Below are 20,889 nucleotides of genomic sequence, written 5' to 3' on the forward strand. Positions count from 1 at the left end.
ACACCTCTGGACGCCGCACGCCCCCGTGACGTACGAACGTGTCGTGCTCGAACGCCCCATGGGTGGCCCGGCGGCGCACTGGGTAGGGATATTAGCCGCGCATCATCTGATAACGGTCGACGGCCTCAATTGCTCGTTGCCGCATCCAAGTTCGACAGGAAGAATTGAGGTCCGCTCCCGCACGGCGCGCCCGCCGATCCGGTAGGGCTTCGCTGCGGTGCGCGCTCCCAGGAATCCGACCTCGCCCGCAGTGTGGGCGCGTAGCCGAAGGGAGGACCGTGACCTTCGGATTCGCTCCGGCCTCGGCAGCGGCGTCGACGTCCGCCGCTTCCGCCAACCGCTTGCTCGAACCCGCGGAATGGGCCGCCGCCGGGATCCCACTGTTGCGCGACCCCCGTGAGGTCGTCAGCGGACTGCATGCCCGGCACCACCCGCAGCCGGCGACCGCTGTCGTCGCCGTGCTCGACCCGGACGAGCGGCTGCGGGCGAGCGCCTCGTTCGTACGCCGCCAGGCCCCGGCCGACGGCTGGATGTTCCGCAACGTGCTGCTCGCGCAGCTGCGCCGGATCATCCCGCACGATCTGCGGCGCCGCACTCCGGTGCGGACCGCGGTGCTGCTCTACTGCCGTGACGGCGACGCGCGTTGGACGGAGGAGGACGGCGCGTGGATGTGGGGTCTGCGCGACGCCTGCACCCTGCACGGGCTGCGCTGCGGGGCGTACATCACGCTGACGCGTGACGGCTGGCAGGTCCTCGGTGAGGGGCGCGGCGGACGCCGCCCCCACTCGGCCTCGGCACCGGAGCCGTTCGCCACTTCCGGGGCGGCGCCACCGCTGCCGCGCACCGGTGGCGCCGCCTCGGAGGTCCTGCGCCGCGCAGCGGCGGCACGCTGAAGCCCTCGGGCCGGACCGTCTCACGCGGGTGCTGTGCCGTGCCCCCAACGCACGGCATACGAGCCCTTGTACCGATCCGCGACCCACGCAGGGCTGCAGGCGGCCAAGGCCCGTACGCAGCCACGGCGTCCAGCCCCTCCGGGCATGCCGAACCGCCCACCCTGCAAAGCCGCCGTAACGGCGCCTGAAGTCCTCCCCAGCGCCCGACCGGACGCCGAGGAAGCGACTCAGACGCCCGCGCCCAGCACCGAGTTGATCTGCTGCGGGTCACCGCAGACGATCAGCAGGGTGTTCGCGCGGGAGTGGGCCAGGGACAGCGCGCTCGCGGCTGCGGCCTCGGAACCGCCGTTGACGGCGACCACGACCACCGGACGCGACGCGGCGCGGGCCGCGATGGTGCCGTCCGTGTAGAAGACGTCGTCACGGGCGTCGTGCTGGGCCCAGTAGGAGGTTTCACCGAAGGACAGCTCGTGGGTGGCCCACGGGTGCTGTTCGCCGGTCGTGATCACCAGGACGTCGCTGGGCGTGCGCCCCGCGTCCAGGAGCAGGTCCACGGCTTCCTCGGCGGCGTCGAGCGCGCCCTGTGCGGAAGCCGGGATCAGCTGGATCTGCGGGGCGGCCGGAGCGACGGCACCGGCGGCGGGCCCGGACGGACCGGGCTTGGCGGCTGCGTCACGCGGCGTACGTTGCACCGGCGGCGTGGGCCGGAGAGGGCCGGGACGACCGGGACGCGACGGAGCCGCGGGACGGGGGCCGGGTACGGGACGGGGGGTCGGCGCGGTACGGCCGCTGGCCGGAGTGGCGCGGGGACCCTGGGCACTCTCGTGAATCTGAGGCTCCTCGGGAATGAGAGGCATGAGTTGATATTTATCAAACGCTGGTACGACCCGCGTCGGCGGGTGGCGCATGAGTGCGAACGAAACCGTCAGAAATCGAAGCCGAGCTGACCCTCGATTTCCGGAACACTTCCGTCCGCCCAGCTGCGGACCTTCTTGAGGTGCCGCCACTGGGGCAGCGCATCAAGATACGCCCATGACAACCGGTGGTAGGGGGTGGGCCCCCGCTCCGCCAGTGCGGCCTTGTGCACGGGGGATGGATACCCGGCGTTGTCCGCAAAACCGAAGTCTGCATGGTCGATACCCAGTTCGGCCATCATTTTGTCGCGCTGAACCTTGGCGATCACCGATGCCGCGGCTACCGCCACGCAGGACTGGTCGCCCTTGATCACCGTACGGACCCGCCAAGGCGCACCGAGATAGTCGTGCTTGCCATCGAGGATGACCGCGTCCGGACGGACCGGCAGGGCATCCAACGCACGCCCCGCAGCGAGCCGCAGCGCGGCCGTCATCCCCCGTGCGTCAATCTCCTCCGGAGAGGCATGACCCAGGGCGTACGACGTCACCCACGTCCGCAGCGCCTCGGCGAGTTCGGTGCGCCGCTTGATGGTGAGCAGCTTCGAGTCCGTGAGGCCCTCGGGCGGCCGGCGCAGTCCGGTGATCGCCGCGCAGACGGTGACCGGGCCGGCCCACGCGCCCCGCCCCACCTCGTCGACACCTGCAACGATCTTCGCTCCGGTCGTGGCGCGAAGGGAGCGCTCGACGGTGTGAGTAGGTGGTTCGTACGGCATGGCGCCCCTAGGTTACGCCGCCCGGAAGCGCCCGCGACACCCTGGTCCGCCCTAGCGCCATCACGCCCCTCGCGAACTCCTGTCAGGAGCGGCCCGGCCGCAGCAGCGGAACCATCAACTGGTCGATCATCTCCTCGATTTCATGATCCTTCCATTCGCAGCCGCACATCTTGGAGCGGTACATCATCATCGCCGGGATGGCGTCGAAGACATAGCCGTTCGCAGCGTCAGAACGCACCTCTCCTCGCTGGATTCCGCGCTCGATGACCTCCCGCAGCATCTGGATGGTGGGCTCCACGACCCCCTCGAAGATCACGGCATGAAACCGCTCGGCCTGCGTCGTGTCGCATTCGTGAATCACGGAGCGAAGCGCGACACCGGGGCGGGAGAACATCGCGTCCCGGGCTCGCAGACACAGCGCCAAGAGGTCCTCGCGCACGCCGCCCTCGTCGGGTGCCGCGTCGAACTGCGGCAGACCGGCGCGCAGAGCGTCGGCGACAAGGTCTTCCTTGGACGGCCAGCGCCGGTAGACCGCGGCCTTGCCGGTCTGAGCGCCGGCGGCGACGCCCTCCATCGTCAGGCCGTTCCAGCCGACGGTGCTGAGTTGGTCCAGTGCGGCATCGAGAATCGCTCGCTCGAGCACGGCGCCGCGGCGGCGGGCGACTGTCTGAGCGGAGGCATCCGCCCAGCTCGGGGTAACCATCTGACTCTCTCCAACGAACAGAGAAGCGGGGATTTCGGGGATGTGGGGGCATGCCGGACGACGACAGAGGGGGACACGCCGAACGACAACGCCACGAGTGAACGCTTGCGTTCACTGTCGGGGACTCACTACCTTTGACGCGACAGTGAACGCGAGCGTTCACTAAGGCACTCGTGGGGGACCCATAGTGACAACCTCTCCATTGCTCCAGGACCAGAAGCCAGGTGCGGCCCGCCGGGAGGGGCATCCCGGCATCGCACTCACCGTCATCGCGGCCTGCCAGCTCATGGTCGTACTCGACGCGACAATTGTGAACATCGCGCTCCCGCACATTCAAGACGCGCTCAAGTTCAGCACCACCGACCTCACCTGGGTCGTCAGCTCCTACACACTCACCTTCGGCGGTCTGCTTCTCCTCGGCGGCCGGGCCGGTGACATCCTCGGCCGCCGCCGGGTCTTCATGACCGGCATCCTGCTGTTCACCCTCGCCTCGCTGCTCGGCGGGCTCGCCCAGGAGCCCTGGCAGTTGCTGGCCGCACGGGTCCTGCAGGGCGTGGGGGGCGCCATCGCGTCGCCCACCTCGCTGGCGCTCATCACCACCACGTTTCCCGAGGGCCCGGAACGCAACCGGGCCTTCGGTGTCTTCGCCGCGGTGTCGGCGGGCGGTGGCGCCATCGGCCTGCTCGCCGGCGGCATGCTCACCGAGTGGCTCGACTGGCGCTGGGTGCTCTTCGTGAACGTACCGATCGGCGTGCTGATCGCCGTGCTCACACCGCTCTACATCAGCGAGTCCGATCGGCACAGCGGCCGGTTCGACATCGCGGGTGCGGTGACCTCGACCACGGGCATGGCGTCTCTCGTCTACGGCTTCATCCGCGCTGCGGACGAGGGATGGCGGGACAGCCTCACCATCGGGTCCTTCGGTGCCGCGGTGGTCCTGTTGCTGGCCTTCGGGATCATCGAGTCCCGGGCCAAGGAACCGATCACCCCGCTGCGGATGTTCGCCGACCGCAACCGCTCCGGCACGTACGTGATCATGCTGAGCCTGGCAGCGGCGATGTTCGGCATGTTCTTCTACATCGTGCTGTTCGTGCAGAACGTGCTCGGCTACAGCCCGATCGAGGCGGGGCTCGCCTTCCTGCCCGTCACGGTCGTGATCGCGCTCGGCGCGGGTCTGTCGCAGCGGTTCCTGCCGGTGCTGGGCCCAAAGCCGTTCATGATCGCGGGCTCGGCGCTCGCGATGACCGGACTGGCCTGGCAGGCGCTCATCAGCTCCGACAGTTCCTACGTCGGCGGCGTTCTCGGTCCGATGCTGGTGTTCGGCTTCGGAATGGGGCTGAACTTCGTGACGCTGACGCTCACCGCCGTCTCCGGTGTCGCCCCGCACGAGGCTGGCGCCGCGTCCGGGCTGCTCAACACGACGCAGCAGGTGGGCGGATCGCTGGGCCTGGCCATCCTGACGACGGTCTTCGGCACGGCGACGCGGGACGAGGCGGAGAAGCAGATTCCGCAGTTCATGGCCGAGGGCTCCGCAGAGCAGAAGGCGGAGTTCGCCCGTACGCAACAACTGCCCGCACCGTGGGGACACGAGGTGCTGGCCCAGGGCATCTCGACGGCCTTCATCCCGGCCGCGGCAATGGCCGTCCTCGCCCTGGCCACGGCCTGGCTGGTGATCCGGGTCCGCAAGAGTGACCTGGAGGCACTCGCCGGGTCGGCCGGGCCGGGACTCGGCTGACGCGGCAGCACCACGAGCCGGCTGCGGCGGCTCGCCGATGGGCGTGACACTTGCCTGGCGGCGGCTGCCGGGCCGGTTCGCGACCGGTTCGCTCCCCGGGCTGCGCCGGAGAATGCCCCACCAGTGGATCAGAACCGCGAGCAGGACGCCCATGTTCACCCCCATCGCTCCACTCCGGTGCCTGCGCGCCCTGACGGCTCACGCAGCGGATGTCACGACAACGAGCGGGCGATTACGGAGAGTTCCCGCGATGTACGGAGAGTTCCCGACCAGGGGTAAGAGTCCATGCCGCTAGGCCGACCCGGGCACCCAGTCCGGGAGCGGTTCCGTCCGCCCCACCCACTCGGCGGGCGGCGTTCCGACCTTGCCCGCGGCGATCACACCGCCGACGATGGCACAGGTCGTGTCGACGTCCCCGCCGACCTGCGCGGTCGTCCAGAACGCCCGCTCGTAGTCGCCGAGGCTTCTCGCCGCCGACCAGAGGGCGAAGGGCACGGTGTCGTGGGCGGTCGTGCGTCGGCCGCACCCCAGTACCGCCGCCACCGTGGCAGGGTCGCCGTAGTCGAGCATGTCCCGGGCCCGGCGCAGCCCCGCGCCCACCGCGCTCTTCGGCACCAGGCCGATGACCCCGTCGAGGAGGGCCTCGGCGCCGGGCGGCCCGCTGGGGTCGGCAGCGAACGCGGCGGCCGCGGCAACGGCCATCGCACCGACGACCGCCTCGCGGTGCTGGTGGGTGGTGTAGGCCGAGATCTCCGCCTGGTGGGTCGCCTGCTCCGGGTCGCCCGCGTACCAGGCACCCAGCGGGGCGATCCGCATCGCGGCGCCGTTCCCCCAGGACCCCTGTCCGTTGAACAGCCCGGCGGCGAGTTCGCGCCAGTCCCCGCCCTCCCGGACGAGTCGCAGCAGTCGGTTGACCGCGGGGCCGTAGCCGCGGTCGAAATCGTGGTGCTCGGCGAAGGAACGGGCCAGGGCGTCCTGGTCGACGCGGTGGTGGGCGGCCAGGACGGCGACGACGGAACCGGCCATCTCCGTGTCGTCGGTCCACTGCCAGGGCCCGGACGGCAGCTCGCGGCGCTTCAGCAGCGGGTAGTTCACCGGCACGAAGTACTGGGAACCCAGGGCGTCCCCGACGGACAGTCCGCGCAGGCTGGCCAGGGCGCGGTCCAGGCGCCCGTCGAGGGAGGAGTCAGCGGTCATCGCCCTGCCACTCTATCCGGTGATCCCGTAGGGTTCGGGATCTCGCCAGCGGTCGAACGGCCGGTCGAGCGTGTACTTGCCGTCGTCACCCAGAACGAGCATCCGCACCTCGCCGTTCCCCGGATTCGACAGCGACTCGAACTCCGCCACCGTCCAGTGGAACCACCGCATGCAGAACAGCCGCATGGCCAGACCGTGGGTCACGATGAGGACGTTCGGCGGATGGTCGGGGTCCTCGAAACTGCGGAACAGGCTCTCCAGGAAGCCGCCGACCCGGTCGTAGACGTCGGCGCCGGACTCGCCCTGGGCGAAGCGGTAGAAGAAGTGGCCGTACGCGTCCCGGTAGGCCTTCTGGAGACGGACCTCGTCCCGGTCCTGCCAGTTGCCCCAGTCCTGCTCGCGCAGCCGGGGCTCCTCGCGTACGCGTATGAGCTCGGGGTCGAGATGGAAGGAGCGCAGCGTCTCGTGCGTACGGCGGTACGGGGAGACGTACACGCTGACGTGCTCACCGCCGAACCGTTCGCGCAGTTGCTCGCCCGTCGCCTCCGCCTGTCGCCGGCCTTTCTCGGTCAGCGACAGGGCGTGGTCGGGTACACGCTCGTACACGGAGTCATCAACATTGCCCGTTGACTCGCCGTGCCGGACAAGGACGATGCGCCGTGGTCGTGCCATGCCAAGACCCTAGATCGGGTGAGCGCTTGCGCAGCACTCATACCCCACCCATACAGCGTAGGTCACACAGATCCTGCACCACAGGTCACTCAGGTCACGCCCGTCGCCGCCCGAAACCAATCCGTCCGGACCGTTCCGAATCGGACCGTTCCCGAGTCAGACGGTCCAGCTCGGCTCCATGCCCACGATGTCCCCGGTGAGCGCAGCCACGTCCGCCTCCGTCTGGGCCCTCAGGGCGAGCCGTTCCACGCGTTCGGTGCGGTACTTGCCGTGCTCGGCGTCCGAGCGCCACATCGACAGCACCAGGAATTCGTGCCCGGGCGCCTCGCCGAACAGCCCGCGCACCATGCCGGGAGAGCCGGCCATCGCCGGATTCCAGACCTTCTCCTGCATCAGCACGAAATGCTCGGCCCGCTCCTCGTGGACACGGCAGAGCGCCACCCGCAGCAGGTCGGCGTCCGTGAAGCGCGGTTCGAAGCCGGTCTTCACGTCGAAGCGGTAGTCGAAGAGCCTGACCTGGGCGTCCTTGAAGGTGCCCGACTGGGTCGACGCCAGCCGGTCGTGGGACCGTGCCATGAACGAGTCGTAGAAGGCGCGGCTCTCCCAGAACGCGAATATGTGTGCCACATCCGGCCGCCCCCGGCTCCAGCCACCCCCCTGCCCGCGAAACCCCGGCTCCCCCAGAAGCCCCGCCCACTTCCGCTGCCCCCGCTCGAAACCGCGGCGGTCCACCACGGTGCAGCGAATCCACTTGACCAGCACCGCGCCATGGTAAGGCCACGGAGCGTGGCGCCGGTCACTCTCGGCCGGACCGCTCCGCCACGCGCGCACCCGCACGCGTGGCAGGATGGACAAACAGTGGTAAGCGCCCGGCAGTTGGGGCGAACAGGCGGGTCGGTACGGGGAAGGGGACTCTGGTGGACGGGCTCAACAAGGGACTGAGCAAGATCGAGATCGCGATGAGGTGGGATCCCAGTCCGGCGGGGCAGCCGTCCACCGATCTGGACCTCGTCGCGGCGACGTACCTGGCGGACGACCCGCACGGCGAACCCGCCTATGTGGTGCACTTCGACAGCCGCTCCCCCGACGGCACCATCTACCTCAACCGGGACAGCAAGGACGGCCAGGGCTTCGGCTACGACGAGGTCATGATGCTGGAACTCAACCGCCTCGACGACCGCTACGCGCGCGTGGTGGTCGGAGTCGTCATCCAGCAGCGCCCGGCGGAGCGCACCTTCGTCAGCGTGGTCAACCCCGGCCTGCGCATCCGCGAGGGGTACACGGTCCTCGCCGAGGACGACTTCGGCGGTGTCCTGGGGGCGACGGCCGCGACGGTCGCGGAGTTCGTCCGGGAGGGCTCCGGCCCCTGGGCCTTCCACTCCGGCCTGCGCGGTTTCGAGGGCGACCCCGTGGCCTTCACCAGGACGATGGGCGCGGCACCCCGGGCATGAGCACCATGCGTGACATCCGCAGCCTGTGACGACGAGAGGGGCACCGCCCAAAGGCGGTGCCCCTCCGTCATCGGCTCAGGCGCTCAGTGTCAGCTGCAGCCGCTGGTCGAGCCGCAGCCCTCGCAGATGTAGCACGAACCGGCGCGCTGCATCTTCGTACCGCAGGAGAAGCACAGCGGGGCGTCGGCCTGGATGCCCAGCTGCATCTCCACCAGTTCGGCACTGGTGTGGGCCTGCTGCGGGGCGGGCTGGGCCGCCGCCTCGTTCTTCGGCGGGGTGACGGCCTTCAACTCCTGGGCGCGCGGCGCCGACTGGGCCAGACCCTCGACGTCGACCTCGTCGTCGTTCGGCTCGTACGAACCCGTCTCGAGGTGACGCTGGCGCTCATCGGCGGAGTGGATGCCGAGCGCGGAGCGCGTCTCGAAGGGCAGGAAGTCCAGCGCCAGGCGGCGGAAGATGTAGTCGACGATCGACTGCGCCATCCGCACGTCCGGGTCGTCCGTCATGCCGGCCGGCTCGAAGCGCATGTTCGTGAACTTCGAGACGTACGTCTCCAGGGGGACGCCGTACTGGAGGCCGACGGAGACCGCGATGGAGAAGGCGTCCATCATGCCCGCGAGGGTCGAGCCCTGCTTGGACATCTTCAGGAAGACCTCGCCGAGACCGTCGTCCGGGTAGGAGTTGGCGGTCATGTAGCCCTCGGCACCGCCGACGGTGAAGGACGTGGTGATGCCGGGACGTCCCTTCGGGAGGCGCTTGCGGACCGGGCGGTACTCGACCACCTTCTCGACCTTGGCCTCGACGGCTGCGGGCTCCTCGACCTTCTCCGCCTCCTTCTTCTTGGCGGAGAGCGGCTGGCCGACCTTGCAGTTGTCGCGGTAGATCGCGAGCGCCTTGACGCCCAACTTCCAGGCCTCGAAGTAGATCTCCTCGACCTCCTCGACGGTCGCCGACTCCGGCATGTTGACCGTCTTGGAGATGGCGCCGGAGATCCACGGCTGGATCGCGGCCATCATGCGGACGTGGCCCATCGCGGAGATGGCCCGGTCGCCCATGGCGCAGTCGAACACCTCGTAGTGCTCGGGCTTCAGGCTCGGAGCGTCGATCACATTGCCGTGGTCGGCGATGTGAGCGACGATCGCCTCGATCTGCTCTTCCAGGTAGCCCAGGCGACGCAGCGCCTGCGGCACGGTGCCGTTGACGATCTGCATCGAGCCGCCGCCGACCAGCTTCTTGAACTTGACCAGCGCGAGGTCCGGCTCGACACCGGTGGTGTCGCAGGACATCGCGAGGCCGATGGTGCCGGTCGGGGCGAGCACGGACGCCTGGGAGTTACGGAAACCGTTCTTCTCACCGAGGCGCACCACGTCCTGCCAGGCCTCGCTGGCGGCGGCCCACACCGGGGTGTCCAGGTCGTCCATGCGGACGGCCGTGTCGTTGGCGTCCGAGTGCTGCTTCATGACGCGCTTGTGGGCGTCGGCGTTGCGGGCGTAGCCGTCGTACGGGCCGACGACCGCGGCGAGTTCGGCGGAGCGCCGGTACGCCGTGCCGGTCATCAGCGAGGTGATGGATCCGGCGAGGGAACGGCCGCCGTCGGAGTCGTAGGCGTGACCGGTGGCCATCAGCAGGGCGCCGAGGTTGGCGTAGCCGATGCCGAGCTGGCGGAACGCGCGCGTGTTGTCGCCGATCTTCTGGGTCGGGAAGTCGGCGAAGCAGATCGAGATGTCCATCGCGGTGATGACCAGCTCGACGACCTTCTGGAAGCGCTCGGCCGCGAAGGACTGGTTGCCCTTGCCGTCGTCCACCAGGAACTTCATCAGGTTCAGCGAGGCCAGGTTGCAGGACGTGTTGTCCAGGTGCATGTACTCGCTGCACGGGTTCGACGCGGTGATCCGGCCGGACTCGGGGCAGGTGTGCCAGTTGTTGATGGTGCCGTCGTACTGAATGCCGGGGTCGGCACAGGCCCACGCGGCCTCGGCGATCTTGCGGAAGAGCGCCTTGGCGTCGACCTCCTCGATGACCTCGCCGGTCATCCGGCCGCGCAGCCCGAACTGGCTGCCCTGCTCGACCGCGGTCATGAACTCGTCGTTCACGCGGACCGAGTTGTTGGCGTTCTGGTACTGGACGGACGCGATGTCGTCGCCGCCCAGGTCCATGTCGAAGCCCGCGTCCCGCAGGATGCGGATCTTCTCCTCTTCCTTGACCTTGGTCTCGATGAAGTCCTCGATGTCCGGGTGGTCCACGTCGAGGACGACCATCTTGGCGGCACGACGGGTGGCGCCACCGGACTTGATCGTTCCTGCGGAGGCGTCGGCGCCGCGCATGAAGGAGACCGGACCGGAGGCGTTGCCGCCGGAGGAGAGCAGCTCCTTGGAGGAACGGATCCGGGAGAGGTTCAGGCCGGCGCCGGAGCCGCCCTTGAAGATCATGCCCTCTTCCTTGTACCAGTCGAGGATCGACTCCATGGAGTCGTCGACGGCCAGGATGAAGCAGGCGGAGACCTGCTGGGGCTGCTTGGTGCCGACGTTGAACCAGACAGGGCTGTTGAAGCTGAAGATCTGGTGCAGGAGGGCGTACGCCAGCTCGTGCTCGAAGATCTCGGCGTCAGCGGGAGAGGCGAAGTACTTGTGGTCCTCTCCGGCCTTCCGGTACGTCTTCACGATGCGGTCGATCAGCTGCTTGAGGCTGGTCTCGCGCTGCGGGGTGCCGACGGCACCGCGGAAGTACTTGCTGGTGACGATGTTGACCGCGTTCACCGACCAGAAGTCGGGGAACTCGACGCCGCGCTGCTCGAAGTTGACCGAGCCGTCGCGCCAGTTGGTCATGACGACGTCACGGCTCTCCCACGCCACCTCGTCATAGGGGTGGACCCCAGGGGTGGTGTGGATGCGCTCGATACGCAGGCCCTTGTTCGCCTTGGTGCCCTTGGCGCGGGAACTCCGTGCCGGACCGCTCGCCGTCTCTGTCATGCCGCCTCCCTGTACGGGCGAAAACGCCCTGAAGTGCCCCGTTGTTCCCGTGGCACGGTGTTCTGTCTGGTGTTGCGGGCACCCACTCACATGGCCCGCAACAGGTCTTCACATCGCCGCCGCCCGGCCGGGCCCGGAGCTGCCGTCCGGGTCCGGCCCGCCGGTCAGTCGGCGGCGCCTGCGGGCTCGGGGACCTGTGTCGTCCCTCCGGACCCGCGGTCGTCTTCCTGGCTCCCCGCACCCGCGTCCTCGCGGTCGCCGTCGTCCGCGTCGGGGGATCCCGTCTCTTCCCTCAGTTCCGCGATGGCCGCCTCGAAGTCCTCGAGCGAGTCGAACGCCCGGTAGACGGAGGCGAATCGCAGATAGGCGACGAGATCGAGCTCCTGCAACGGGCCGAGAATGGCCAGCCCCACGTCGTGGGTGGTCAGCTCGGCGCTTCCGGTGGCCCGCACCTGCTCCTCGACCCGCTGGCCGAGCTGGGCGAGCGCGTCCTCGGTGACGGGCCGTCCCTGGCACGCCTTGCGCACACCATTGATGACCTTGGTGCGACTGAAGGGTTCGGTGACTCCGGACCGCTTCACCACCATGAGCGAGCACGTCTCCACGGTCGTGAAACGACGGGAGCAGTCAGGGCACTGGCGGCGCCTGCGGATCGACGTGCCGTCGTCGGTCGTACGACTGTCGACGACACGGCTGTCGGGGTGCCTGCAGAAGGGGCAGTGCATGAACTCCCAACCCTCCTCACAGCAGACTCAATAGCCTCGCCGGGCCTCTTGCGCCCCACGAAGCAGTCCCAAGCATAGGCGATGACCATGGGCGCTGAGACCCGGGGGACCACAACTTGTGGGCTGCTGCTGCAATCCAACCACTAGATGTGGGGATTGGCTCATACATCCACGCCGTCCACGCGTGTCGCACGCATAGACGCAGGTGGGGACGACGGACCGAATCACGCCCGCCTTCACCGCACACCGCCGCCCCGCTTTTCACGCCCGATCGCACCCGCCGCTCGCCGCGCAGCGGCACCCGTTGACGCGCAGCCGTATCGCCACGGCACATGCGGAGATAGCGTGGGCGCCGCGAGGAGGGGGCGTGGGACTCCCGCACAGATGAGAGCCGATCCCAGGGCAGGGGAATGCCGGATGGCAGACTGGGGCAACAGTCCACAGACGGTCACCCCGGCGGTGAAGAGTACAGCAATGAGCCCTTTTGCCCGCCAGGCAACGCGGTAGCCAATACACCCGGACACATGATCGCGTCAGTCGATTCGCGATTTTTCACTCGAACGTGTGTTTGGCGCAACCTTTCGAAACCAACTACCGTTGTCCAGCAGGGAGACCATCGAGAGGGGCCGACGTGACCACCACCGCAGACAGTGCCACCATCACTGCCCAGGACCGCTCCCAGAGCCGACTCGAGCCGGTGCACGCGATGAACGAAGCCACGAACCCGGAGGGGCACAAGCGTTCCTTGCCCGGACGACCTCCCGGCATCCGGGCGGACAGTTCCGGACTCACCGACCGCCAACGCCGCGTGATCGAGGTCATCAGGGACTCAGTGCAGCGGCGCGGCTACCCGCCGTCGATGCGGGAGATCGGTCAGGCCGTCGGCCTTTCCAGCACCTCCTCCGTCGCACACCAGCTGATGGCACTGGAGCGCAAGGGTTTCCTGCGCCGCGACCCGCACCGGCCCCGCGCCTACGAGGTGCGCGGCTCGGACCAGGCCGCCTCGGTGCAGCCCACGGACACCGCGGGCAAGCCGGCCGCGTCGTACGTCCCGCTGGTCGGCCGCATCGCCGCCGGTGGCCCGATCCTCGCCGAGGAGTCCGTCGAGGACGTCTTCCCTCTCCCCCGCCAGCTCGTCGGCGACGGTGAGCTGTTCGTCCTGAAGGTCGTCGGCGACTCGATGATCGAGGCCGCGATCTGCGACGGCGACTGGGTCACGGTCCGCCGCCAGCCGGTCGCCGAGAACGGCGACATCGTGGCCGCCATGCTCGACGGAGAGGCCACCGTCAAGCGCTTCAAGCGCGAGGACGGCCATGTCTGGCTCCTGCCGCACAACGCGGCCTACGAGCCGATTCCCGGCGACGACGCGACCATCCTCGGCAAGGTGGTGGCCGTACTGCGCCGCGTCTGACGCCACGCACCGCGTCGGGTGGGCCCAGCGGGCCCGCCCTCTGACCGGGCCCCGGGACCCCTGCGCCGGTTCCGGGGCCCTGTGCTGTCCGGGCCCGGTATCTGCGGGGCAGCCTGATGCTGAGTAGTGGGGGTCCCTGAGGCTGGGTGGTGGGGGCCCTGAGGCTGAGTGGTGGGGGTCGGCGTGTGGCTCCGCCGCCGCGGACCGACCCTCGAGACTCAACCGGCTTCAGTCTGCTGCGCCGCCGCGTCGATCGCCGCCAGCGACTTCCGCACCTGATTGCGGTCGGCCGTGAACCAGAAGTCGGGCAGCGACGCCTTCAGATAACCCCCATACCGGGCCGTCGCGAGCCGCTGGTCCAGCACGGCGACCACACCGCGGTCGCCCGATGCCCGTACGAGACGGCCGGCGCCCTGGGCCATGAGGAGCGCGGCATGCGTGGCGGCGACCGCCATGAAGCCGTTGCCGCCCGCGTCCTCCACGGCCTTCTGGCGGGCGCTCATCAGAGGGTCGTCGGGGCGCGGGAAGGGAATCTTGTCCATCACGACCAGCTGGCAGCTGGGCCCGGGTACGTCCACGCCCTGCCACAGCGACAGCGTGCCGAACAGACAGGTCTTCGGGTCCGCCGCGAAGTTCTTGATGAGCTCGCCGAGCGTCTCCTCGCCCTGGAGGAGGATCGGGAACTCCGGGATCCGGGAGCGCAGTTCCTCGGCGGCCAGCTGGGCTCCCCGCATGGAGGAGAACAGGCCCAGGGTGCGGCCGCCCGCCGCCTGGATCAGCTCCGTGAGCTCGTCGAGCATGTCCGCGCGATCGCCGTCCCTTGCGGGGCGCGCCAGGTGCTTGGCGACGTACAGGATGCCCTGCTTGCGGTAGTCGAAGGGCGAGCCGACGTCGATGCCCTTCCACTGCGGGAGGTCGTCGCCCTCGGTGCCCTCGGGGGCGAGGCCGAGGGAGGCACCGACGCCGTTGAAGTCGCCGCCCAGCTTCAGCGTCGCGGACGTCAGGACCACGGAGCGGTCCGCGAAAAGCTTCTCCCGCAGGAGGCCCGAGACGGACATGGGGGCGACGCGCAGGGAGGCACCGAAGCGGTCGTGGCGCTCGTACCAGACGACGTCCCATTCGGAGCCGTTCGTGATCCGCTCCGCCACGTCGTGCACGTTCTCCACGGACGCCAGCGCCTGCTTGCGGATCGCGTCCTCGTCCTGGACGGACTTGTCGCGGGTCGCGCCGATCCCGGAGATGACGGTGCGGCACGCGTCGCGCAATGCCATGAGTGCGTAGCCGAGGTCCTCGGGGATTTCCTCGAGCCTGCCCGGCAGCGCCAGCTCCATCAGCCGCTCGAACCCCTCGGAGGCGGTCTGGAGCTGGTCCGCCGCCTTCTCGTTGACGAGTTTCGCGGCGCGGCGCACCGCGCGGTTGACCTGGCCGGGGGTGAGCTCGCCGGTGGCGACTCCGGTGACCCGGGAGACCAGCTCATGGGCCTCGTCGACGATCAGCACCTCGTGCTGGGGAAGGACCGGGGCGCCCTCGATGGCGTCGATGGCGAGCAGAGCGTGGTTCGTGACGACGACGTCGGAGAGTTTGGCCCGCTCACGGGCCATCTCGGCGAAGCACTCCGCTCCGTACGCGCACTTCGAAGCGCCCAGGCACTCCCTCGACGACACCGACACCTGGGCCCAGGCCCGGTCCGAGATACCGGGCGTGAGGTTGTCACGGTCGCCGGTCTCGGTCTCGTCGGCCCAGTCGCGCACCCGCAGCAGATCCTGCCCCAGCTTGCTGGTGGGAGCGGCGGCCTCGAACTGGTCGAAGAGGCCCTCTTCCTCGTCCTGCGGGACACCCTCGTGCAGACGGTGCAGGCACAGGTAGTTCGACCGGCCCTTGAGCATCGCGAACTCCGGGCGGCGGCGCAGCAGGGGGTGGAGCGACTCGACCGTTCTCGGCAGGTCGCGCTCCACCAGCTGGCGCTGCAGGGCCAGGGTGGCGGTCGCGACGACCACACGCTCCCCGTGCGCGAGCGCGGGCACCAGGTAACCCAGCGACTTACCGGTGCCGGTGCCGGCCTGGACCAGCAGGTGGGAGCCGCCGTCGATCGCTTCCGCGACGGATTCGGCCATGGTCACCTGACCGGGGCGCTCCGTACCGCCGACGGCAGTGACGGCAGCATGCAGGAGTTCGGGGAGTGAGGGCTTCGTCATAGCGCGACCACCCTACGACCCGGCACTGACAATCGGGTGCTCAAGGCGGGAGTGGGGGCGGGGGCGGGGGGCGGGATCAAGACCTTGGGCTCCTCGGCACGGGGGTGTGACGGGCGGGATGGATCGGGTGGGCCGTGGGCCGTTGGGACAGAGCAAGTCGCAGTGGCCCCCGACCGGCCATTGCGGAAGCGCCCAGAGATCCTCGAAGAGGTCCACGAAAGACCACGAAAGGACCACGAAGAGACCCGCGGAGAGATCGTCGAGCACATCGAGAAATTCGTGCGGCTCGTGGGAACCACGGCGTCACGCGTCGCGTTCAATGAGTGATGGCGCGATGACACAGCGCTACAACAGATGCCGAAGTGGCCGGTCTCGGACCATGAGGGCGGCCCGCTTGGCGGGCAGGTCGACCTCGGCGGAGAACCGGAAGCCGGCGGTCAGGAAAGCGGCGATGGAGGGGGTGTTGCGAATGTCGGGTTCCGCGATGACGCGTGCACAGGAGGACCGCTGGGCGAGAGCGAGATCGGCCACGGCTCGCACCAGCAGACCGCCCAGACCTCGCCCCCGGTCGGCGACCGCACCCACCAGGAGGTGCAGTCCCGTGTCATGAGGCCGGGCGGGGTAGTGGCGCGCCAGCGGGTCGAGGTCCGCACGGTAGATCTCCCAGTAGCTCATCGGTTTTCCGTCCAGAACGCCGATACACGGGACGCTCCGTCCGTCGTCGGCGAGCTGGGCCCGCAGGTGGTCCTCGGTCACGTTCTGCGGTCCGGACAGCTCCCAGAACGCCGAGGCCGGGTCGTTCATCCAGCGGCTGATGAGCGGAAGGTCACGGTCGACGCGCACGGGGACGAGGTGGAAGACACCCACGGATGTGTGGGCCGGGCCCCAGTCGGCGACGCGGTCGAGGAGGTCGGCCTCGGTCAGGAGGGGCGAAGTGTCGCGGGCCGCGGTGAGGGAGACGGACAGCTGAGCCGTGCCCTGGTCCCGCCGTCGGGCTCCGAGACGGTCGGACGCGTCGTCCGCGTCGTCGTCCGCGACGAGGGCGATGAGTTCGTCCGGGATCCTCAGATCCACCCTGTCCTGGCCGTGCCCGCCCTCACCGGCGTCCCCCTGACCGGCGGCATCCGCACCGGGATGAGCGCCGGGATGCGCATCGGCTCCGCTGCGGCGATCGACGTCGGAACCGGCACCGCGACGGTGACCGAGGGGGGCGTCGAAGTCGGCATCAGAGCCGCGGTCGGCCGTGACGGGACCAGCGGTGCCGGGGTCGGTGGTGGGGTCGGTGAAGGGCACCGAACGCTCCTCTCAGTCAGGGGGGCGGCACGTCCTCAGGGATGGAAGGAGGTCGGTTGTGGTCAGGGACGGTCAGGCTGGTCAGGAGTGCAGGGGGTTGGCGATGGTGACGTAGACGGACTGGGTGTCGACCGGGCCGACGAGTTCGTCGAGGCCGTGCAGCCGGGTCAGCAGGTTGGCCTTGCAGCGCAGGACCGGTGAGTCGAGCAGTCGGGCGGGCAGCGACGTGCGCAGCCGGGCCGGGCCCGAGGCGACGATTCCGAGGAAGCGGCGGAAGGCGGCGAGCAGCAGCCGCTCGTCGGCCAGCCCCTGGGAGCCGAACGCGCCGATGAGGCCGAGGACGTTGTTGACGGCCAGGTAGTACGCGAAGCGCTCGTCGGCGACCTCGTCACTGACGAATGTGTCGCTCTGCTCTCCGGTGCCGGGCAACCTGGCTTCGAGCTCCGCGCGCCGGGACTCGCGGAAGTAGTAGCCCTGGTTGTCGCGGTACCGGCCGCCCGTGGGCCAGCCCTCGGCGTCCAACAGGAGCAGGGTGTTCTGCTGGTGCGCTTCCAGGGCGATGCCGGCCTCGGCGTCCAGCCACAGGACGGGGCGCACGACGTGCTGGAGGTAGCGCAGGAACCACTCGGCGGCAACGGCTCCGTGCGGTCGGCCGGTCCGGCGGGCGAGACGCGTGACGACCTCGGCCAGCCTGGACCGAAGTACTGGGCCGTGTGTCTCCGGGCGGTCCGGAGCGGCACCCGGCCGAGGCGGGGAGCTCGGGCGCGGCGAGACGAGTCCGGCGACACAGGAGACGTCGTCGGAGGGGACGAACGGGTTGTGGCGGATCACCACGTCCAGTCCGGGCAATGGGGCACCGTCGGGATCGTCGACAGCCAGCCAGGCCGGGTCGCGCACGATGTCGAAGCCCGGATGGACGGCATGCCACTGCCGCGCGAGGCCGCTGCGGAGCAGGCGGTGGACCTCCACGCCCCGGTGGAGTTCCTTACGGAGGTTCTCGCGGCGGGAGTTGGTGATACGCAGGCCCAGCGACAGCTTGAGCATCGCGGGGGCATTAGTTCGGTAGACGGTTCGTAGGGAGGAGGTGGGCTGCCAGGGAGTGCCGTGGGTGCCGAGGTCACGGAGCAGTCCCGTGTCCAGCAGGGCAGCCGTCTCCGGACGGTGCCGGATCTCGCACGCCTGCCAGGGGTGCAGGGGCAGTAGGGCGTACCCGTCCGGCAGTGGCAGGCCGGTACCGGCCAGGCGGGCGGCGAGCTGGGCGGCGGGGACAGAGCGGCCGCGTTCGGTCCAGGCGGAGTCGGTGGCGAGGACGGAGGGAGCGACAGCCATCCAGCGCAGAGGAAAGGATCCGCGCAACTCGGGTGAGTACAGTCGGGCTTCGGTCTCGGAAAGGCCCTCGCGGCTCTTCGGGGACGGATGCAAGGGGTGTCCGAGGAGAAGTACCTGCTCCGCGGCCAGGAAGAGGTCAGGGCCGTCGGCCGGATGTTCCCGGCGGTCGCTGACGAAGGCGGCGACATGGCGGAGGGAGTCGGCGACACCCGCGACCAGCGAGACACCGTCGAGGCTGTGGAGGCCGTCGAGGCCTTCGCCGGAAGTGACGCCGACCGTCGGGGTGCGGGCGCCGGTGAGACCGGCATCGTGGCCGGGGCAGGTGTCGAGGCCGACGTCGAGGCTTTCTCCGCACGTCTCTCTGGTGAGCAGGGCGGCGACCGTGACGGCATCGGCCGGCGGGGCGTGGTCGGGGGCGCCGGCCAGCTGCGGCAGGCCGAAACGGTGCCAGCCCGTCGGGGACCAGTAGCGAACTGGGGCGAGAAGGGCCGTTCCGCTGGCGGGAAGGGGGATGCGGAGGTTCCCGTCGGCAGGAGCGGGCTGGTTGTTCTCGCGCACCCAGCAGCGCAGCAGGTTCTCCACGGCGGCTGCCTGGGCGGCGATGTGCGGGTCGGGGTGGTCCAGGAGGTCGGTGACCGGGCCGGTGTTCAGCCCCTCGGCGGGCGGTGACCCGGGCCTCGGACCGGGGACCGCCGATTCCACTGACGCACCCGACAGCCGGGCGTCGACGGATCCATCTCCCCGCATGGTGGCATGCTCGTCGGGCTCGGGGATGGCGTTCAACACGGTGACCTCGTGGGGTGGTTCAGGGGCGTACGGTCGGGGGTGCGAGCCGAGGCTTTCCACTCGGCTCGGTGATCGGAGGCCGAGGGCTCACGGCGCATAAGGCGCCGCTGCCGCGCCCCTATGGCACCGGGCGGCCGCTCGGACGGCGTCGGCCAGGCGATCCAGTACGGCGGCCGCCTGTTCGTCGCTGATCGTCAGCGGCGGCAGCAGTCGTACGACGCTCGTGTGACGGCCGCCGAGTCCGACGATGAGGCCGCGCCGCAGGCACTCCCGCTGGACCGCGGCGGCCAGTTCGGGGGCGGCGGGAAAGGGCCGGCGCGCACGGCCCGGCATCACCGATGCCCCCGCAACGGCGAATGCCTCCACCGCACCGTCCCGGCCACGTGCCCCGGTCCCACCGCCGACCGAGTCGCCATCTACCCCAGCCGCGGGAATCCGGCCGACTACCCCGGCTTCCCCCTCGGGATCCACGAACTCCACTCCGATCATCAGCCCCCTCCCCCGCACATCCCCCACGCAGGGAAAGTTCACTGCCAGGCCTCGGAGTTGGCTCAGCATGCGCGCCCCGAGAGTCGCCGCGTGCTCGGCGAGGCGGTTCTGCCGGACGTGGGCGAGGGTTGCCGTGCCGGCGGCCATGGCGAGTTGGTTGCCGCGGAAGGTGCCGGTGGGGGCGCCGGGTTCCCCGGTGTCGAGGTCGTCGCGGTGGACGACGACGGCCAGTGGGAGGCTCCCTCCGATGGCCTGGGAGAGGACCATCACGTCGGGGGTCACTCCGCTGTGTTCCACGGCCCAGAAGGCGCCGGTGCGCCCGACGCCCGTCTGGATCTCGTCGGCGATCAGCGGGACGGACCGGTCGGCGGTGAGCTGCCGCATGCGCCGCAGCCAGGCGTCCGGTGCGGGGATCACCCCGCCCTCGCCCTGGACGGGCTCGACGATCATCCCCGCGGGGAGCGGCACGCCCGACCTGGGGTCGTCAAGGACGGACTCGGTCCAGCGGGCGGCGAGGTCGGCCCCGGCCTCGCCGCCGACTCCGAACGGGCAGCGGTAGTCCTGCGGGTAGGGCAGGCGGGTGACCCGTACGTCGGGTGCGGCCGTGGGTGATTCGGGCAGCTCGGCCGTCCTGCCGTGGCAGGCGCCGGTGAACGCGATGAGGCCGGTCCGTCCGGTCGCCGCGCGGACGATGTCGCAGGCGGTCTCCACGGCGTCGCTGCCGGCCGGTCCGCAGAAGCGCACACGGGCCCGGTCGGCGAGTCCCGGCGGCAGGGTGTGGAACAGCTCGGTGATGAAGGCGTCCTTGACGGGGGTGGCCAGGTCGAGGACGTTCAGAGGTGCGCCGGAGTCGAGGACCTTGCGGATGGCTTCCAGGACGACGGGGTGGTTGTGCCCGAGCGCGAGCGCGCCGGCGCCCGAGAGGCAGTCCAGGTAGCGGCGGCCGTCCGCACCCTCGATGGTCAGCCCTCGCGCTCGCACCGGGACGATCGGCAGGGCCCGGGCATAGGTCCGGGCCGCGGACTCGCGCGCGGACTGGCGGCGCAGAATTCCCTCGTGCGCGGCGCGCGTTCCAGGCGCCGTGTCGTCGTCGACCGCATCACCGGGGAGGGTTGTCACCGGCGTACGCCGCACCACGGCCTCCTCTGACGCACATCCCCCACGGGTGGATTCCGCCACGACTTCCCTGACCTCCCACTGGGCACGGGCACACGGGACCGCACACAGACAGCAGACCCCCCACCGCTACCAACCCCCGACCGCTCACCGGGTTACGGGTTGCCTCAAGATCCTTTCCGTGACGGAACTGTTGCGGTTCCGTCGGAGCGCCCCCACAGCCACCGCATAGTGTGTGGTGCCGTTCCCGGGCGCCGGGAGGTCGGGCCGAACTCCCCGCGAGTTCGGCGGACACCGC

The 20,889-nt window shown here is 69.9% G+C and carries 16 protein-coding genes; 4 read left to right on the forward strand and 12 right to left on the reverse strand.

Annotated elements, in window-relative coordinates:
- Positions 1-278 precede the first annotated feature (278 nt).
- Complete coding sequence (locus ACFT4A_RS21465) at positions 279-893, forward strand: hypothetical protein (RefSeq protein ID WP_382832431.1); 615 nt, start codon at positions 279-281, stop codon at positions 891-893.
- Between the two features lie 227 nt (positions 894-1,120).
- On the opposite strand, the gene ACFT4A_RS21470 is transcribed toward ACFT4A_RS21465, so the two are convergent.
- The 3 genes from ACFT4A_RS21470 to ACFT4A_RS21480 form a co-directional block, all read right to left on the reverse strand.
- Positions 1,121-1,750, reverse strand: coding sequence for a hypothetical protein (locus ACFT4A_RS21470; protein WP_382832433.1), 630 nt, complete (start codon positions 1,748-1,750; stop codon positions 1,121-1,123).
- A gap of 68 nt (positions 1,751-1,818) precedes the next feature.
- On the reverse strand, positions 1,819-2,520 hold the full coding sequence (locus ACFT4A_RS21475; protein ID WP_382832435.1) for a ribonuclease HII: 702 nt from the start codon (positions 2,518-2,520) through the stop codon (positions 1,819-1,821).
- A gap of 82 nt (positions 2,521-2,602) precedes the next feature.
- Positions 2,603-3,223 (reverse strand): TetR/AcrR family transcriptional regulator, encoded by a 621-nt coding sequence (locus tag ACFT4A_RS21480; protein WP_382832437.1) that lies wholly within the window; start codon positions 3,221-3,223, stop codon positions 2,603-2,605.
- A gap of 187 nt (positions 3,224-3,410) precedes the next feature.
- On the opposite strand from ACFT4A_RS21480, the gene ACFT4A_RS21485 reads away from it, so the two are divergent.
- Positions 3,411-4,958, forward strand: coding sequence for an MFS transporter (locus ACFT4A_RS21485; RefSeq protein ID WP_382832438.1), 1,548 nt, complete (start codon positions 3,411-3,413; stop codon positions 4,956-4,958).
- A 291-nt stretch (positions 4,959-5,249) separates the two neighbouring features.
- On the opposite strand, the gene ACFT4A_RS21490 is transcribed toward ACFT4A_RS21485, so the two are convergent.
- The 3 genes from ACFT4A_RS21490 to ACFT4A_RS21500 form a co-directional block, all read right to left on the reverse strand.
- Positions 5,250-6,155, reverse strand: coding sequence for an ADP-ribosylglycohydrolase family protein (locus ACFT4A_RS21490; protein WP_382832439.1), 906 nt, complete (start codon positions 6,153-6,155; stop codon positions 5,250-5,252).
- Positions 6,156-6,167: 12 nt separating this feature from the next.
- Positions 6,168-6,827, reverse strand: a complete 660-nt coding sequence (locus ACFT4A_RS21495; RefSeq protein WP_382832441.1) for a histidine phosphatase family protein — start codon at positions 6,825-6,827, stop codon at positions 6,168-6,170.
- 156 nt (positions 6,828-6,983) lie between these two features.
- Positions 6,984-7,589 carry a YdbC family protein gene (locus ACFT4A_RS21500; protein ID WP_382832442.1) on the reverse strand — a complete coding sequence of 202 codons (606 nt, stop codon included), beginning with the start codon at positions 7,587-7,589 and terminating at the stop codon, positions 6,984-6,986.
- A gap of 155 nt (positions 7,590-7,744) precedes the next feature.
- Here ACFT4A_RS21500 and ACFT4A_RS21505 point away from each other — a divergent pair, with 155 nt between their 5' ends.
- Positions 7,745-8,278: a TerD family protein gene (locus ACFT4A_RS21505; protein ID WP_382832444.1), complete on the forward strand. Its 534-nt coding sequence runs from the start codon at positions 7,745-7,747 to the stop codon at positions 8,276-8,278.
- A gap of 89 nt (positions 8,279-8,367) precedes the next feature.
- Here ACFT4A_RS21505 and ACFT4A_RS21510 read toward each other — a convergent pair whose 3' ends face one another.
- Entirely contained in the window at positions 8,368-11,247 is a 2,880-nt protein-coding gene (locus ACFT4A_RS21510; protein WP_382832446.1) for a vitamin B12-dependent ribonucleotide reductase, read from the reverse strand.
- 164 nt (positions 11,248-11,411) lie between these two features.
- Positions 11,412-11,972 carry a transcriptional regulator NrdR gene (nrdR, locus tag ACFT4A_RS21515; protein ID WP_382832448.1) on the reverse strand — a complete coding sequence of 187 codons (561 nt, stop codon included), beginning with the start codon at positions 11,970-11,972 and terminating at the stop codon, positions 11,412-11,414.
- A 631-nt stretch (positions 11,973-12,603) separates the two neighbouring features.
- Between nrdR and lexA the strand changes: the two genes are divergently transcribed.
- Positions 12,604-13,383 (forward strand): transcriptional repressor LexA, encoded by a 780-nt coding sequence (gene lexA, locus ACFT4A_RS21520; protein ID WP_184589888.1) that lies wholly within the window; start codon positions 12,604-12,606, stop codon positions 13,381-13,383.
- Between the two features lie 218 nt (positions 13,384-13,601).
- Here the strand turns inward: lexA and ACFT4A_RS21525 are convergent, their stop codons facing one another.
- The 4 genes from ACFT4A_RS21525 to ACFT4A_RS21540 all read right to left on the reverse strand — a co-directional run bounded on the left by ACFT4A_RS21525 (position 13,602) and on the right by ACFT4A_RS21540 (position 20,594).
- Positions 13,602-15,578 carry an ATP-dependent DNA helicase gene (locus ACFT4A_RS21525; RefSeq protein WP_382832450.1) on the reverse strand — a complete coding sequence of 659 codons (1,977 nt, stop codon included), beginning with the start codon at positions 15,576-15,578 and terminating at the stop codon, positions 13,602-13,604.
- A gap of 345 nt (positions 15,579-15,923) precedes the next feature.
- A complete protein-coding gene (locus tag ACFT4A_RS21530; RefSeq protein ID WP_382832451.1) occupies positions 15,924-16,871 on the reverse strand; it encodes a GNAT family N-acetyltransferase in 948 nt (315 codons plus the stop codon).
- Positions 16,872-16,952: 81 nt separating this feature from the next.
- A complete protein-coding gene (locus tag ACFT4A_RS21535; protein ID WP_382832453.1) occupies positions 16,953-18,983 on the reverse strand; it encodes an IucA/IucC family protein in 2,031 nt (676 codons plus the stop codon).
- A 90-nt stretch (positions 18,984-19,073) separates the two neighbouring features.
- Complete coding sequence (locus tag ACFT4A_RS21540; protein WP_382832533.1) at positions 19,074-20,594, reverse strand: aminotransferase class III-fold pyridoxal phosphate-dependent enzyme; 1,521 nt, start codon at positions 20,592-20,594, stop codon at positions 19,074-19,076.
- Between the last annotated feature and the right edge of the window lie 295 nt (positions 20,595-20,889).

Origin of the sequence: Streptomyces sp. NPDC057099 (assembly GCF_042671245.1) — a bacterium.
GTDB classification, from domain to species: Bacteria; Actinomycetota; Actinomycetes; order Streptomycetales; family Streptomycetaceae; genus Streptomyces; species Streptomyces purpurascens.